The sequence below is a fragment of the Streptomyces sp. NRRL F-5650 genome, from assembly GCF_000721365.1.
In the GTDB taxonomy this organism is placed as follows: Bacteria; Actinomycetota; Actinomycetes; order Streptomycetales; family Streptomycetaceae; genus Streptomyces; species Streptomyces ardesiacus.
This window is the reverse complement of record NZ_JOGV01000029.1, coordinates 22556-37615: the sequence shown is the minus strand read 5'-3', so window position 1 is coordinate 37615 and position 15060 is coordinate 22556. Positions and strand designations below refer to the sequence as shown.

Here is a 15060-nt window from a genome sequence, read left to right as displayed (position 1 = left end):
TTACAGGCCGGAGTCTGCCGTACGCACCAGGATGCGGCGGCAGTTCTCGCAGCGGACGACCGTGTCGGGCGCCGCCGCGCGGATCTCGCCCAGCTCGGTGATGGCCAGCTCCTGGCGGCACCCCTGGCAACTGCGCTGGTACAGCTTGGCCGCGCCGACGCCGCCCTGCTGCTCGCGCAGCTTGTCGTACAGCTTCAGCAGGTCGTCGGGGACCGAACCCGCGACGACCTCGCGCTCCTTGGTCACCGAGGCGGCCTCGGCGTCCAGCTCCTCGACGGCCGCGTCACGGCGCGCGGTGGCGTCGTCGAGCTTGCCCTGGAGCGCCCCGACCCGCTCGGTCAGCTCGGCGACCCGCTCCTGGGCGGACTCGCGGCGCTCCATGACCTCCAGGACGACGTCCTCGAGGTCGCCCTGGCGCTTGGCGAGGGAGGCGATCTCGCGCTGGAGGTTCTCCAGGTCCTTCGGGGAGGTGACGGCGCCGGAGTCCAGGCGCTGCTGGTCGCGGACGGCGCGCTGGCGCACCTGGTCCACGTCCTGCTCGGCCTTGGTCTGCTCGCGGGCGCAGTCGCTCTCCTCGGTCTGCGCGGCCACGAGCAGGTCTCGCACCTGGGTGTGGTCCTTGGTCAGCGACTCGATCTCGGCGTGCTCGGGCAGGGACCGGCGCTTGTGCGCGAGCTGCTGGAGCCGCGTGTCGAGGCCCTGGACGTCGAGGAGTCGGATCTGGTCGGCGGGCGCGGCTTTCAGTTGGGGGCTCCCATTGCGCTAGAGGTCGGGGCGGACGCCGCGTGGGCGGTCCAGGGGTCGGTGACCGTCTTGGAGACGTGGACCCTGAGGTCCCAGCCGTTGCGGTCGGAGATCTCGTCGAGCTGGGCCGCGCCCAGCTCGCACCAGGGCCACTCGGTGGCCCAGTGCGCCGCGTCGAGCAGCGCGAGGGGACTGTGGGCGCGGGCCTCGGAGGCCGGGTGGTGGCGGAGGTCCGCGGTGAGGAACGCGTCGACGCCCGCCGCCCGTACGTGGTCGAAGAGGCTGTCGCCGGAGCCGCCGCTGACGGCGACCGTGCGCACGGTCGCCTCCGGGTCCCCGGCGACGCGGATGCCCTGCGCCGTGGCGGGCAGCCGCTCGGCGGCGCGGGCGGCCAGCTCGCGGACGGTCAGCGGATGCGGCAGCTCGCACACCCGGCCCAGGCCGCGGCGCCCCGCGGGGTCGCCCGGGTCCGGCACCAGGGGCCGTACGACGTTGAGATCGAGGGCGCCGGCCAGCGCGTCGGAGACGCCCGGGTCGGCGGTGTCGGCGTTGGTGTGGGCGACGTGCAGGGCGATGTCGTTCTTGATGAGCGTGTGCACCACGCGGCCCTTGAAGGTGGAGGCCGCGACCGTCGTCGTCCCGCGCAGGTACAGCGGGTGGTGGGTGACGAGCAGGTCGGCGCCCAGCTTCACCGCCTCGTCGACGATCTCCTGGACGGGGTCCACCGCGAACAGCACCCGGGAGACCTCCTGGCCGGGGTCGCCCACGACGGTGCCGACCGCGTCCCAGGACTCGGCCCGCTCGGTGGGCCACAGGTTGTCCAGCGCGGCGATGACTTCTGACAGACGGGGCACGCCTGCAAGGCTACCTGGAGGTTCTGCGCCGTTGTACCCGCAGCCGCACCCCGCGGCCGCACCCCGCTGCGGCGGCCGCCCGGCGCGGGCCGAGCCGCCCGGTCCGCACAGCACACACCGTGCCCTTCCCTCAGGCGAATCGTTCCTGTGACACACGTATGTGTGATGGGGACCCCTGCCGGTCCCCCGCCCGTGCGTGCGATAACTAGCTTCGTCGCCGGAGGTGACCGAACGATGACGGCCTGTGCGATCGAGCCTGCGGCGGACCCCGGGAACAGCGGGGCCCCGCAGGCGGGCTGCAGCATCACCGCGGAGGGTGCCTACGCCGCACGTCTCACCCGGAGCGGGGAGGACGGCGAGGCGGCCTGGTACCCGGAGCGCTGGACCCTGGACGGCCCCGAGCCGTACGCGGTACCGCTGCCGGGCAACCAGCCCGAGGAGCCCGGCACCGGGGTGCACCCGATGGGCGACGGGCGGGTCCTGGTCCACCGCGTGGCGGCCGGACGGCACGTCTTCGCGCTGCTGTACCCGACCGGGCCCGGCACCGGCGAACTGCCGCTCGGCGCGGTCGAGTGCCCGGCGGACGGCGCGGGGCTGCGGCTGCTGCCGCCGGTTCCGGGCGGCGATCGGGCGTACGCCCTGGCGGCCGGTCCGCGTTCGACGGTGCTGTGGCAGGTCGTGGGCGGGGCGTTCGGGCCGGAGCGGGTGGCGGAGATCCCCGGCCGCTGCTCGGGCGGGGTCTGGCTGGACCGGGCGGGCCGGATGCTGGCGGTGGACCGGGAGACCGGCGGGCGCACCAAGGCGGTCGTGGTCGACCTGGAGCGGGACGGCGAGGTGTCCCCGTTGCTGCAGATCGCCCCGGACAGCGACGACCGGCTCCTGCTGGCCGACCCGGACAGCGGGCTGGTGCTGATCGGCTCGGACGCCCCTTCGCCCGGGCGGGAGCGGATCGGCTGGGGCGTGCTGGGCAGCACGCTGCCGGTGCGCTTCCCGGAGTGCCTGCGGCTGCCGGACTGCGTCGTGACGCCGTTCGCCGTCCAGCCGGGGCAGGTGCTGACCCCGGAACGGTGCGCGGTGGCGCTGCGCGTGGACGGCGCGTTCGGCAGATGGGTCGGCGTGTGGCGGCCCGCCGAACGGCAGGTGCGGCACCTTCCGGCGCCCGAGGGATGGCTGGCGGGTGCCGGGCTGTGGACGCCGGACGGGGAGCTGCGGCTGCCGTGCTCCACACCCGGGTCGCCGTGCGGGGTGGCGCGGCTGCTCGCGCCGGAGCCGCGGGAACCCGGCGCGCGGGCGGCGGGCGGCGAGCCGTCCGGGGATTTTGCGGGGGCGGGGGCCGGGGCGGAGGCCGAGGGCGACGGCGTTCCCGACCGGGTGGAACCGGATGAGTCGGGCGGACCTGCTGAATCGAATGCATCGGGCGCCTCCGCCGTATCCGGCGCATCCGGCACAGCGGACCCTTCCGGTCCCGCCCGGTCACGTCCCGTACCGCTGCAACAGGCTCCGCTGGCACGGCTTGTAACGAACTAGTGCCGGTTGGCGTGGCCGTCTGGATCCGTCCCGAGGTGTGCCGGTTACACTCGCCCGGCTGTAGGAAAGATCATGTTGACGGGGTGAATTCCTTCCGATGAACGACGCCAGCACGACCCAGCCGATCCAGGCCGCCGGTGCCGACGTTTCCGAGATCGACGCCGGCCACGGCAAGCACCGCGGACCGGTCTCCAGCCAGGGGGGCGAGGCGACCCCGCAGGGCCGCCACCGCAAGCCCGCCGAGGAGTCCGAGACGGCCGCCTGACGGCACGACCGGCCGAGCCCCCGGCACCGGCCGCGGGCACAGGCACACACAAGAGCAAGCGGCTCCGGCCCCGTTCGTCGCATCCGGCGGACGGGGCCGTTGTCGTACCCCCGTGCGCCCGCCGGTCACCCGTACCGGACGACCGTGTCGGCGAGGACGGGCGCGTCACCCCGCTCGACGGCACTCACCGCCACCCGCGCCTCCCCGCTCCCCGTCCCGCTCCCGGCACCGGCCGCCCGCCACATCCGCACCCGCAGTGTCTCCCCCGGGTACACCACCCCGGCGAACCGCGTGCCGTACGCGCGCACCCGGGTCACGTCGCCGTCCAGCAGCGTGTCCACGACGGCCTTGAGCGTGGCGCCGTAGGTGCACAGCCCGTGCAGGACGGGCCGCTCGAAACCGGCGCGCGCGGCGAACTCCGGGTCGGCGTGCAGGGGGTTGAAGTCGCCGCTGAGGCGGTAGAGCAGGGCCTGGTCCTCGCGCACGGCCCGTTCGACGACGTGGTCCGGCGGCTCGGCGGGCGGGGCCGAGGGGCGGGCGGAGGGGCCCCGTTCGCCGCCCCAGCCGCCTTCCCCGCGGACGAACGCCTCGGCCTCCTCGGTCCACAGCGGCCCGTCCGCGTCGGTGACCTCGGTGCGCAGGACGAGGACGGCGGCGGTGCCCTTGTCGTGCACGGCGACCACGCGCGAGGCCGCGCTCGCCCGGCCCCGCACCGGAACGGGCCGGTGCAGGCGCAGCCGCTGTCCGCCGTGCAGGACGCGGGCGAGGTCGACGTCGACGCCGGGCGTCGACAGCGCGCCGATCACCCCGGGGACGCCGCCCCCGGCCACCGTCGCGAAGCTCGGCAGGACGCGCAGCCGGGACTCCAGGGTGTAGCGCAGCTCGCGGGGGTCGGTGGCGGGCCGGCCGGCGCCGATGCCGAGGTGGTAGAGCTGGACGTCCTTGTGGTCCCAGGCGATCTCACGGACCCGGGGCGCGGCGGTGAGCGCCCCGGCGGCGTCGATGGGCATGGCTCTCCCCGCTCGTACCTGCTGTTCCCTGCCGGTCTTTGCTCTTCCCTGCTGGTCCCTGTCGGTCCCTGCCGGTCCAGGTCACCGTACGGGACGCCCGCCACCCGTGACATTTGTCCTCCCGAACTCCGGACAACCGCATCTGCCGCCGGTGCCCGCCGGCTCCGTAGCGTCACGGGCATGACACCGACAGAGGGCACCGTTCCCGCCGTCTCCTTCACGGGAGCGGCCAAGGCGTACGGCGACGTCCGCGCCGTCGACGGCGTGGACCTGCGCATCGAGCGCGGGGAGACCGTCGCGCTGCTCGGCCGCAACGGCGCGGGCAAGTCGACGACGATCGCCCTGCTGCTCGGCCTGTGCCCGCCCGACGCGGGCAAGGTGGAGCTGTTCGGCGGCCCTCCGGAACCCGCCGTGCGCGCCGGCCGGGTGGGGGCCATGCTCCAGGAGGCACGGGCGGTTCCCCGGGTCACCGTGGGCGAGCTGGTCGCCTTCGTGGCCGGCCGGTACCCGGCGCCGATGCCCGTCGGGCAGGCCCTGGAGCTGGCGGGGATCGCCGCGCTGGCCGGGCGGCGCGTGGACCGGCTCTCCGGCGGCCAGGTCCAGCGGGTGCGCTTCGCCCTCGCGCTGGCCGGCCGTCCCGACCTGCTGGTCCTGGACGAGCCGACGGCGGCCCTCGACGTGGAGGCGCGGCACGCCTTCTGGGAGTCGATGCGGGCCTACACCCGGCGCGGCAGCACGGTCCTCTTCTCCACGCACTACCTGGAGGAGGCCGACGCGCACGCCGACCGGATCCTCGTCGTCGACCGGGGGCGCGTCGTCGCGGACGGCACCGGGGACGAACTGCGCCGGGCGGCGGGCGGCAGCCGCGTCTCCTTCGACCTGGCAGGCCGGTCCACCGACGGCCTGACGCTGCTGCCGGGGGTCCGTTCGGTGGAGGTGCGCGGGGACCGCGCGCTGCTGCGCACCGAGGACTCCGACGCGACGGTGACCGCCCTCGCCGAACTCGGCGCGATACGCGGCCTGGAGGTCGCTCCCGCGTCCCTGGACGACGCGTTCCTGGCCCTGACGAGCGCGGTGCCGGCCCCGGCCACGCGGAAGGAGACTGTGCGATGAGGGACTACCTGGTGCTGGAGACGCGCCGTACGCTGCGCGATCCCGGCTTCGTCGTCGGCGGCGTCGCCGTGCCGGTCCTGATGTACCTGCTGTTCACCAACCTCGGGGGCGACCCGGGCGAGTGGAAGACGGGCGCGATGGTCGGCATGGCCGCCTACGGTGCGGTCGGCTCGGCCCTGAACACCGGCGGCGGGGTCGCCGAGGACCGGGGGATCGGCTGGCTGCGGCAGCTCAGGGTGACGCCGATGCCCCCGCACCAGGTGGTCGTGGGCCGCGCCCTGACCGCCTCCGTCACGGTGCTGCCCGCGATCACGGCGGTACTCGGCGCGGGCGGCCTGGTCAACGGCGTACGGCTGCACGCCTGGCAGTGGGCGGCGCTGGCGCTGCTGCTCTGGCTCGGATCGGTGCCCTTCACGCTGCTCGGCCTCGGCAACGGCTACCGGCTGACCGGGCAGACCACGGGCGTGGCGAACATGGTGGCCAACCTGGGCCTCGCCGTGCTCGGCGGCCTGTGGTTCCCGCTCGCGCTGTTCCCGGACTGGCTGCGCTCCGTGTCGGCGTACACCCCGACCAACCGCTTCGCAGAGCTGGGGACTTCGGTCGCCACGGGGCACGCGCCCACCGCGGGTGCCATCCTCGTGCTGACGGGGTGGCTCCTGGCGTTCGGTACGTACGCCGTCCTGTCCTACCGCCGCTGCGCGGGAAACAACTGAGCGCCCCGGGGCGCCCGATCGGAAGGGAGCCGGCACCCATGACCGGGATCCGGGAGCGGCTGCACAGGACGTCGCACCGCCTGGACGCGTGGCAGCTCGCACGGCAGTCCGAGCCGGAGCCGGACGGGCCCGGCGAACGGCCGCGGCGGACGGGCCCGGCGCCCAGCGGCTTCACGCTGCTGCCGTGGCTGCTGATGGGCCTGGGCAGTCTCGCCAACATCTTCCAGGGCAACAGCGGAAATCCCTGGGTCGGCGGCGCGGGGCTGATCGTCTTCAACTCGCTCTACATCCACGTCGCCTTCCGCTCCTTCCACAAGGAGCTGCGCGAGTCGCTGAGCACCCGGCTGGCCCTGGCCGCGATGGCGGTGGTGACCTGTTCGCTGGCGCTGGCGTACGGCGGCAGTTGGCTGCTGTTCTTCCCGTTGCTCGGCCTGGCCGCGGGGGCGGCGCTGCGCGGCCCGTGGCTGGGCCGGTGGGGCTGGTCGCTGGCGGTCGTAGCGGGCACGGTGGGCGGCGTCAAGGACGGCTGGAACGGCCTGAACATCGCCTACGGGACCTTCCTCTCGACGATGGTGACCGCCGCGATCCTGAGCCTGTCCGACGCCGTACGGCAACTGCGCGCCGCCCGGGAGGAACTGGCCACCCGGGCGGTGGCGGAGGAGCGGCTGCGGTTCTCGCGGGACCTGCACGACCTGCTGGGGCACACGCTGTCGGTGATCGTGGTCAAGTCGGAGGCCGCGCGGCGGCTGGCGCCCCGCGACCTGGACGCGGCACTGACCCAGATCACGGACATCGAGTCGGTCGGCCGCCAGGCGCTGACCGAGGTCCGCGAGGCGGTCACCGGCTACCGGGAGGGCAGCCTGGGCACCGAGTTGGACCGGGCCCGGTCGGCACTGGACGCGGCCGACGTGGAGGCGGTGGTCCGCCGCTCGGGCCCGCCGCTGCCGCCGCAGACCGAGGCGCTGCTGGGGTGGGTGGTGCGGGAGGCGGTCACCAACGTCGTACGGCACAGCGGGGCGAGCCGCTGCGAGATCGCGGTCCTCGGCGGTGCGGACCGGGTCCGGCTGACGGTCACGGACGACGGCACGGGCGTGGCAGGTCCTACCCGGGGTCCGGGCACGGGCCTGACCGGCCTGACGGAACGTCTCGCCACGGCGGGCGGTTCGCTCACCGCGGGGGCGGAGCCGCGGGGCGGCTTCTCGGTGACGGCGGAGCTGCCGGTGCGGGAGGAGGAACGGCCGGTGGGCGCACCGGCGTAGGCCCCCTACCCTTGCCCCGTGACCGACCAGACGCCGCCCCGCACTCACCCCGTCCGCGTCCTGCTCGCAGAGGACCAGGGCATGATGCGGGGCGCGCTCGCGCTGCTGCTCGGGATGGAGGCGGACATCGAGGTGGTGGCGCAGGTGGGGGCCGGGGACGAGATCGTCGCCGCCGCGCTCGCGCACCGGCCCGACGTCGCCCTGCTCGACATCGAACTGCCGGGCCTGAGCGGCCTGGACGCCGCCGCCGAACTGCGCGAGCGGGTGCCCGGCTGCCGGGTGCTGATCCTGACCACGTTCGGCCGCCCGGGGTACCTCCGGCGGGCCATGGAGGCGGGCGCCGCCGGTTTCCTGGTGAAGGACGGCCCGGTGGAGGAGCTGGCCGGGGCGATCCGCCGGGTGCTGGCCGGTGAGACGGTCGTCGACCCGGCGCTCGCCGCGGCGGCGCTCAGTGCGGGGCCCAGCCCGCTCACCGGGCGGGAGTGCGACGTGCTGCGGGCCTCGGCGGACGGTGCGACGGTCGCGGACATCGCCGGGACGCTGCATCTGTCCGAGTCGACGGTCCGGAACTACCTGTCCGCCGCGATCGGCAAGACCGGCACCCGCAACCGCACGGAGGCACTGCGCGCGGCCCGACAGCGGGGGTGGGTCTGACGGGCCCTGGGCTGGGCGGGGCTGGGCGGGGCACCGAGCTGACGCCCCGTACGCGGACCGCCGGGGCAGCACACGCCCTCAGGCGACGCCCCACCCGAACCACGCCCCACCGCGAAGCCACACCCGGGCCACACCCCGCAGCGAAGCCACACCCGCATCGCCCCCCGATGCAACCGCAGACCGGCGGCCCTGCTTGCACCTCGCGACGCAACCGCCCACCGCACGCGGCGGCGTGGCCCCGTGAGGCGCGCCCTCGGGGTGGACCCCCCGCGCGCTCAGTCCCTCCCGCGCGCCTTCGGCAGCCACGCCCACATCAGTACCGCCGCGGCCACCAGCACCCCCGCCGCCGTGCGGAACACCAGCGCGTAGCCGTCCGTCAGTGCCGCCGGCCCCGCGTCCTCGCCGCCGGAGCGCGACGCGGCGAGCGTCGACATCACCGCGAGTCCCAGCGAACCGCCCATCGTCCGCGAGGTGTTGATGAGCCCGGAGACCAGGCCGGCGTCCCCGGGAGCGGCGCCGGAGATGGCCAGTGAGGCCAGCGGGGTCGCCGCGATGCCCGCGCCCAGCATCATCAGCACGCCGGGGATCATGATGGCGGTGAGGTAGCCGCCGTCCGCGGTCATCGTCGACTGCCAGCCGAAGCCGACCGCCGCGACGAGCGTGCCGAGCACCGCCACGTTCCGGGCGCCGAGCACCGGCAGGAACCGCGGGGCCGCCTTGGAGCCGAGGACGACCGCGAGGGAGCTGGGCACCAGGGCGACGCCGGCCTCCAACGGGGAGTAGCCCAGGACGTTCTGCGCGTACAGGGTCATGAAGAACCACATCGAGAACATCGACGAGCCGGACACCAGCATCGCCACGTTCGCCGACGCCACCGACCGCAGCCGCAGCAGGGCGAGCGGCATCAGCGGCGAGGCGGTGCGCGCCTCGACGAGGAGGAAGAGGCCGAGCAGCGCGAGACCGGCGACCAGCGGCACCAGGGTCGCCGTCGCCGCCCACCCCTCGGACTCGGTCTGCGAGATGCCGTAGGCCAGCGCGGCGAGTCCGGCGGTCACCAGCAGGGCGCCCGGCAGGTCGAGGCGGCGGCGCGGACCGCCCCGGCTCTCGGTCAGCCACAGCACGGCGCCGGCCAGCACGACCGCGCCCACCGGGACGTTGATCAGCAGTACCCAGCGCCAGGACAGCCCGTCCACCAGGGCGCCGCCCACCAGACCGCCCGCGGCACCGCCGCCCGCGCCCACGGCGGTCCAGGTCGCGATCGCGCGGGCCCGGGCCGCACCCTCCGGCACCGCGGCGGTCAGGAGCGTCAGCGTCGAGGGGGCGAGCACGGCCGCGCCGAGACCCTGCGCGGCCCGCGCGGCCAGCAACTGCCAGCCCTCCTGGGCGAGTCCGCCGCCCAGCGAGGCCAGTGTGAAGAGTCCGAGCCCGACGAGGAACATCCGCTTGCGCCCGTACAGGTCGCCGGCCCGCCCGCCGAGCAGCATGAACCCGGCGAAGGCGATGGCGTAGGCGTTGACGACCCACTGGAGGCCCTGGGCGCTCAGCCCGAGGTCGGTGCGCATCGACGGCAGGGCGACGTTGACGACGGACACGTCGAGCACGACGAGGAACTGTCCGGCGCAGGCGAGCGCCACGACCAGCCAGGTCGGCGGCGTGCGGCGCGGGGATATGCGGCGGGCGTCGGCGGGCGCGGAGGGGGAGGTGGAGCCGGTGGCTTCGAGCATGGGTGTCATGGTCTCAAGCCGGGTGCGCCCCTTGCATCGGTTTTTGGTCCCGCCCGCCCACCGACCGTCCTAGGACCCGGGACGTAGGCGGCCGTCCGGTGAACCGCGTATGGGCGGGGTGCCAAGAGAAGGTCAAGAATTAGTTAGGGACTCGAAGCAACGGAATAGTTGCCCCGGCGCACGAGGTTCAGCCTGCACGCACCCACGATCCACGCATCCACCGACTCCCGGCCTGGAGGCCCCACCCCATGTCCCACACGACGACCGACGAGCCCGTGCGGCAAGCGAGCGGGGCCACCGTCCCGGTACTCGCGTTCGCGGGCATCGTCGTCGCGGTGATGCAGACCCTGCTGGTCCCCGTCATCAAGGACCTGCCCCGACTCCTGGACACCTCACCCAGCAACGCCACCTGGGTCCTGACCTCCACGCTCCTGTCCGGAGCCGTGGCCACCCCGATCATGGGCCGGCTCGGCGACCTGTTCGGCAAGCGCCGCATGCTGATCGCCAGCCTGTCGGTGATGGTCTTCGGCGCGCTGCTCAGCGCGCTCACCGACGCCCTGGTCCCGATGATCGTCGGCCGTACGCTCCAGGGCTTCGCGATGGGCGCGATACCCCTCGGCATCGGCCTGATGCGCGACATGCTGCCCCGCGAGCGGCTCGCCTCGGCGATGGCGCTGATGAGTTCCTCGATCGGCGTCGGCGGCGGACTGGCGCTGCCCGCCGCGGCCCTGGTCGCCCAGCACACCGACTGGCACGTCCTCTACTTCGGCGCGGCCGGCCTCGGCGCCCTCTCCATCGTGCTGACCCTGCTGGTCGTGCCGGAGTCCCCGCTGCGCGCCAAGGGCTCCTTCGACCTGCCGGGCGCGCTGGGCCTGTCCGCCGGTCTGATCCTCTTCCTCCTGCCGATCAGCAAGGGCAGCGACTGGGGCTGGTCGTCGCCGACCACGCTCGGCCTGTTCGCCGCCGCCGTCGTGGTGCTGCTCCTGTGGGGCCTGATGGAACTGCGCGTCGCGGCCCCGCTGGTCGACCTGCGCACCACGGCCCGCCGCGAGGTCCTGCTCACCAACCTCGCCTCGATCATGGTCGGCGTCTCCTTCTTCGTCATCTCCCTCGTCCTGCCGCAGCTCCTCCAACTGCCCGCCGAGACCGGATACGGACTCGGCCGGTCGATGGTCGTCGCGGGCCTGTGCGTGGCCCCGCTGGGTCTGACGATGATGTTCACGGCGCCGGTCTACGCCCGGCTCTCCGCCCGCTACGGCCCCCGCACCACCCTGATCATCGGCCTGGTGGTCATCGGGGCCGGCTACGCCGGCGGCCTCGGGCTGATGAGCGCCGCCTGGCAGACCGTCGTCACGTCGGTGCTGATCGGCGCGGGCATCGGCCTCGCCTACTCCTCCCTGCCCGCGCTGATCATCGGGGCGGTCCCGGCCTCGGAGACCGGCGCGGCCAATGGCCTCAACACCCTGATGCGGTCCATCGGCACGTCGGTGTCGAGCGCCGTCATCGGCATGGTCCTCGCCAACACCTCGACCGACGCGGGCGGCGTCGCCGTGCCGACGATGCACGGCTTCCGCGTCTCCTTCCTGATCGCGGCCGCCGCCGTCGCCGTCGGCCTGGTGCTGGCCTTCTTCCTCCCCCGCCGCAGCCCGGCCGGGGTCTCGCAACTGCGCGCGAGCAGCGAGGAGGACGCCAACCTGGCCCGCGCCGAGCAGGCGCTCGCCGGGGCCGGTCGGCCGCCGCACGGCTTCCGCGGCCGGGTGCTGGCCGCCGACGGCACGCCCGTCGCCCGCGCCAAGGTGACGCTGATCGACCGGCACGGACGGCAGGCGGGCGCGACCCTGTCCGGGGGCGACGGCGGCTACGCCCTCGCCGTGCCGGCCCGGGGCCCGTACGTCCTGGCCGCCCGGGCCGCGGGCCACGCCCCGCTCGCCCACGCGGCGACCCACGGCGGCGACCGCCCGGTCGACCTGGACCTGTCGCTGCCGGGCGAGACGGTCCCGGCCTGACGCCCCCGCCCGGCCCGTACCCCCTGTCGCGGTGCGCGGCGGGGGGTACGGCAGCATGGGGCGCCGGCACTCCCCCCGCACGACCACCGAAAGGCCCCCATGACCGCGGCCCCCGCCTCCGCTCCCTCCCCCTCCCCCTCCCCCGACGTCCTGGCCGCCTTCGAGGCCGCGAAGGGGTTCATGCCCGCGCACGAGGGCCGCGCGCTGTACGCCGCCGCGGTGGAGGCGGGCGGGCTCGGGCTGCCGCTGCTGGAGGTCGGCACGTACTGCGGGCGCTCCACCGTGCTGCTCGCCGACGCGGCCCGCCGGGCCGGGGTGACCGCGCTGACCGTCGACCACCACCGGGGCAGCGAGGAGCAGCAGCCGGGCTGGGACTACCACGACCCGGAGACGGTCGACCCGGAACTGGGCGTGATGGACACCCTGCCCGCCTTCCGCCGCACCCTGCACCGCGCCGGGCTGGAGGAGCACGTGGTCGCCCTCGTCGGCCGCTCCCCCCAGGTCGCCGCCCTCTGGAACACGCCCCTCGGCCTCGTCTTCGTCGACGGCGGCCACACCGACGAGCACGCCAACGCCGACTACGAGGGCTGGGCCCCGCACGTGGCCGAAGGCGGCCTGCTGGTCATCCACGACGTCTTCCCGGACCCGGCCGACGAGTTCACCGGCCAGGCCCCCTACCGCGTCTACCTCAGGGCGCTGGCGTCCGGCGCGTTCACCGAGGTCTCGGCGACGGACTCGCTGCGCGTCCTGCGCCGAAGGGACACGGACGTCCGAGGGCGCGGTTAGAGTCGCTGACGTGTCGTACACAGGCCCGGACTTCGAACCTCCCCGGCCCCGCCGGTCCCCGCTGCGCCGCACGCTGACCGTGGCGGTCGCCGCGCTCGTGCCCGGGGCGCTGCTCGGGTGGGGGGTGTACGCGGCGGTCGGTGGCCCGGACGACGGGGGCGGCGGCGACCGCGCGGGCGCCCCGGGGACGTCGGCGGCGCCGTCCTCCCCGCCTCCCGCCTCCGGTGCTCCGGCGTCCCCGGGCGAGGGCGGCGCCGGGAAGCCCACGGGCTCCTCCCCCGCCCCCGCCTCGCGGCAGCCGTCCGCCTCCCGGCCGGCCGCCTCCGGTCCCCTCAAGGGGAAGGTCGTCGTCATCGACCCCGGCCACAACCCCGCCAACTTCCAGCACGCGTCCGAGATCAACCGCAAGGTCGACGTCGGCACGCACCGCAAGGAGTGCGACACGACGGGCACGGCCACCGACGCGGGCTGGCCCGAGGCGAAGTTCACCCTCGACGTGGCCCACCGGCTGCGCACCCTCCTCCAGGAGCAGGGCGCGACCGTCAAGCTGACGCAGGACGGCGACCGTTCCTTCGGGCCGTGCGTGGACGAGCGGGCCCGGATCGGCAACGAGGCGCACGCGGACGCGGCGATCTCGATCCACGCCGACGGATCGGGGGCGGGCAACCGCGGCTTCCACGTGATCATGCCGGGCCGGGTGCACGAGGGCACCGCCGACACCCGCGCCATCGTGGCGCCCTCCGCCGAACTGGGCGAGCGCGTCGCGGGCGGTTTCGTGCGCGTCACGGGCACCGCGCCGTCCAACTACCTCGGCGACGGCACCGGTCTGGTCACGCGTACGGACCTGGGCGGTCTCAATCTGTCAACGGTTCCCAAGGTGTTCATCGAGTGCGGCAACATGCGGGACGCCAAGGACGCGGCACTGCTGACCAGCGGCAGTTGGCGGCAGAAGGCGGCGGAGGGGATGTCTGAGGGAATCGTGAGTTTCCTGCGCGGGTGACGGGTGGCGTCCCGGTCCCTGCGGACAGCCCCGGGGCGTGGACGATAGTGTCGTCCGTACGATGAGGGGCCACCCCCGCGCTTCACACGGAACCTTTCGGCGCCATCGTGACAGCGACGCCTCTACCGACGACGAGACGACCTACGAAGGACCTGAAGTGAATATCCGCTCCCTCACTCGAGGCGACGGCGTGGTGATCGGAGCAGCGGTGTTGCTGTTCATCGCGTCGTTCCTCGACATCTACTCGATCGACGGTGCGGACAGCGCCAAAATCCCCAGCCTGTGGGGCAGTGGGCCGGTCGTGCTCGGTGTCGTCCTGGCGGGCCTCATCGGCGCGGCGCTCGTCGTCGTGAGCCGGGCGCTGCCGCAGCCCCTGAAGGTGGCCGGTCTCGACCTCGGCCAGTTCGGCACCGCCTTCACGGTCTTCGCCGCCTGGTGCGCGCTCGGCAACATCTTCGACCCGTCGGGGCCCTTCGACAACATGGGGGGCGTGCCCGGCCTGGGCGCCGGCACGGGCCTGATCCTCGCCCTGATCGCCACCCTGGTCATGGCCGCCGCGGCCCTCGCCACCCCGCTGCTCCCCGCCCTCAAGGGCTCCCTGGTCCCGGCCGCCCGTCCGGCCGCGCCGCAGCCCTACGGCGGCCAGCCCCAGGGCGGTTACGGCTACCCGGGCGCCCAGCAGCAGCCGTACGGCGGCCAGCCGGGACAGCCCGGTCAGTCCTTCGGCGGCCAGCCGCAGCCGGGACAGCCGCAGCCCGGTCAGCCGCAGGCCCCGCAGCAGGCGCAGGCGCAGCCGGCCGGTGACTTCTCTCCGTTCTGGTTCGCCGTGCCGGTGCCGCGTCCGCTGTTCGCGGAGGACGGCTCGCCCACGCCGATCGCCGAACTGGCGCCGGGCACCTGGTACCTGGCGGTCGAGCAGCGCGGCGCCAACCTGGTCGCCCAGACGCAGGACGGCCGCCGCGGCGTCCTCCAGGACACCTCGGGCATCCAGCGCGGCTGATTCCGCGCACCGCGCAGGCCCCTCAACGGCCCCTCGTCCGCGATGAGTTGCGGACGGGGGGCCGTCCGCGCAGGTTTCCTCCGCGCCTGCGCGGCCATACGGAAGGCATGTCCAGATACCGCGGTTCCAACTCCGCAGGCAGGGCCGTCGCGATCGTCGCGGACGTCATGGCCTTCATTCTCGGCCTGTGGATCCTGATGTACCTGTTGGACGCCAACCGGGCCAACGACCTGGTGCGGTTCGTCCATGACGCGGCCGACTGGCTGGCGGGCTGGTCGCGCGACCTGTTCACGTTCGACGAGGCATGGGCCCGCGTCGTCGCCGGATACGGCCTGGCCGCCCTGGTGTACCTCTTCGTCGGCCACGCCGTCGCCAACCGTCTCGGCCGTCACTGACCGTCTCGGC

The 15060-nt window shown here is 74.6% G+C and carries 15 protein-coding genes; 11 read left to right on the top strand and 4 right to left on the bottom strand.

Annotated elements, in window-relative coordinates; translation table 11 throughout:
* On the bottom strand, positions 1 to 744 hold the full coding sequence (locus IG88_RS38920) for a zinc ribbon domain-containing protein (protein ID WP_037836493.1): 744 nt from the start codon (positions 742 to 744) through the stop codon (positions 1 to 3).
* Positions 741 to 1598 (bottom strand): Nif3-like dinuclear metal center hexameric protein, encoded by an 858-nt coding sequence (locus IG88_RS0123525; RefSeq protein ID WP_031044576.1) that lies wholly within the window; start codon positions 1596 to 1598, stop codon positions 741 to 743. Before IG88_RS0123525 ends, IG88_RS38920 begins: the two co-directional genes overlap by 4 nt.
* A 234-nt stretch (positions 1599 to 1832) precedes the next feature.
* Here IG88_RS0123525 and IG88_RS0123520 point away from each other — a divergent pair, with 234 nt between their 5' ends.
* Together IG88_RS0123520 and IG88_RS42770 are read left to right on the top strand one after the other, a co-directional pair.
* Positions 1833 to 3125: a hypothetical protein gene (locus IG88_RS0123520; RefSeq protein ID WP_031044573.1), complete on the top strand. Its 1293-nt coding sequence runs from the start codon at positions 1833 to 1835 to the stop codon at positions 3123 to 3125.
* A gap of 97 nt (positions 3126 to 3222) precedes the next feature.
* A complete protein-coding gene (locus tag IG88_RS42770; RefSeq protein WP_037836491.1) occupies positions 3223 to 3390 on the top strand; it encodes a hypothetical protein in 168 nt (55 codons plus the stop codon).
* A 125-nt stretch (positions 3391 to 3515) separates the two neighbouring features.
* On the opposite strand, the gene IG88_RS0123510 is transcribed toward IG88_RS42770, so the two are convergent.
* Positions 3516 to 4400 carry a MaoC/PaaZ C-terminal domain-containing protein gene (locus tag IG88_RS0123510; protein WP_031044571.1) on the bottom strand — a complete coding sequence of 295 codons (885 nt, stop codon included), beginning with the start codon at positions 4398 to 4400 and terminating at the stop codon, positions 3516 to 3518.
* 180 nt (positions 4401 to 4580) lie between these two features.
* On the opposite strand from IG88_RS0123510, the gene IG88_RS0123505 reads away from it, so the two are divergent.
* From IG88_RS0123505 to IG88_RS0123490, 4 genes are read left to right on the top strand one after another with little or no spacing between them, the layout of a single operon-like run.
* Complete coding sequence (locus IG88_RS0123505) at positions 4581 to 5513, top strand: ABC transporter ATP-binding protein (RefSeq protein WP_031044567.1); 933 nt, start codon at positions 4581 to 4583, stop codon at positions 5511 to 5513.
* On the top strand, positions 5510 to 6226 hold the full coding sequence (locus IG88_RS0123500) for an ABC transporter permease (protein WP_031044564.1): 717 nt from the start codon (positions 5510 to 5512) through the stop codon (positions 6224 to 6226). The genes IG88_RS0123505 and IG88_RS0123500 overlap by 4 nt, the downstream gene beginning before the upstream one ends.
* A 38-nt stretch (positions 6227 to 6264) precedes the next feature.
* On the top strand, positions 6265 to 7485 hold the full coding sequence (locus IG88_RS0123495; RefSeq protein WP_031044561.1) for a sensor histidine kinase: 1221 nt from the start codon (positions 6265 to 6267) through the stop codon (positions 7483 to 7485).
* A gap of 18 nt (positions 7486 to 7503) precedes the next feature.
* Entirely contained in the window at positions 7504 to 8139 is a 636-nt protein-coding gene (locus tag IG88_RS0123490) for a response regulator transcription factor (protein ID WP_031044558.1), read from the top strand.
* Between the two features lie 275 nt (positions 8140 to 8414).
* Here IG88_RS0123490 and IG88_RS0123485 read toward each other — a convergent pair whose 3' ends face one another.
* Positions 8415 to 9863, bottom strand: a complete 1449-nt coding sequence (locus IG88_RS0123485) for an MFS transporter (protein WP_031044556.1) — start codon at positions 9861 to 9863, stop codon at positions 8415 to 8417.
* 248 nt (positions 9864 to 10111) lie between these two features.
* Between IG88_RS0123485 and IG88_RS0123480 the strand changes: the two genes are divergently transcribed.
* The 5 genes from IG88_RS0123480 (at position 10112) to IG88_RS0123460 (ending at position 15050) form a co-directional block, all read left to right on the top strand.
* On the top strand, positions 10112 to 11869 hold the full coding sequence (locus IG88_RS0123480) for an MFS transporter (RefSeq protein ID WP_031044555.1): 1758 nt from the start codon (positions 10112 to 10114) through the stop codon (positions 11867 to 11869).
* Positions 11870 to 11968: 99 nt separating this feature from the next.
* Positions 11969 to 12655, top strand: coding sequence for a class I SAM-dependent methyltransferase (locus tag IG88_RS0123475; protein ID WP_031044553.1), 687 nt, complete (start codon positions 11969 to 11971; stop codon positions 12653 to 12655).
* A 10-nt stretch (positions 12656 to 12665) separates the two neighbouring features.
* Positions 12666 to 13655 (top strand): N-acetylmuramoyl-L-alanine amidase, encoded by a 990-nt coding sequence (locus IG88_RS0123470; RefSeq protein WP_031044551.1) that lies wholly within the window; start codon positions 12666 to 12668, stop codon positions 13653 to 13655.
* A 157-nt stretch (positions 13656 to 13812) separates the two neighbouring features.
* Positions 13813 to 14655, top strand: coding sequence for a DUF5336 domain-containing protein (locus tag IG88_RS0123465; protein WP_031044549.1), 843 nt, complete (start codon positions 13813 to 13815; stop codon positions 14653 to 14655).
* A gap of 107 nt (positions 14656 to 14762) precedes the next feature.
* Entirely contained in the window at positions 14763 to 15050 is a 288-nt protein-coding gene (locus IG88_RS0123460; RefSeq protein ID WP_031044547.1) for a hypothetical protein, read from the top strand.
* Positions 15051 to 15060 lie beyond the last annotated feature (10 nt).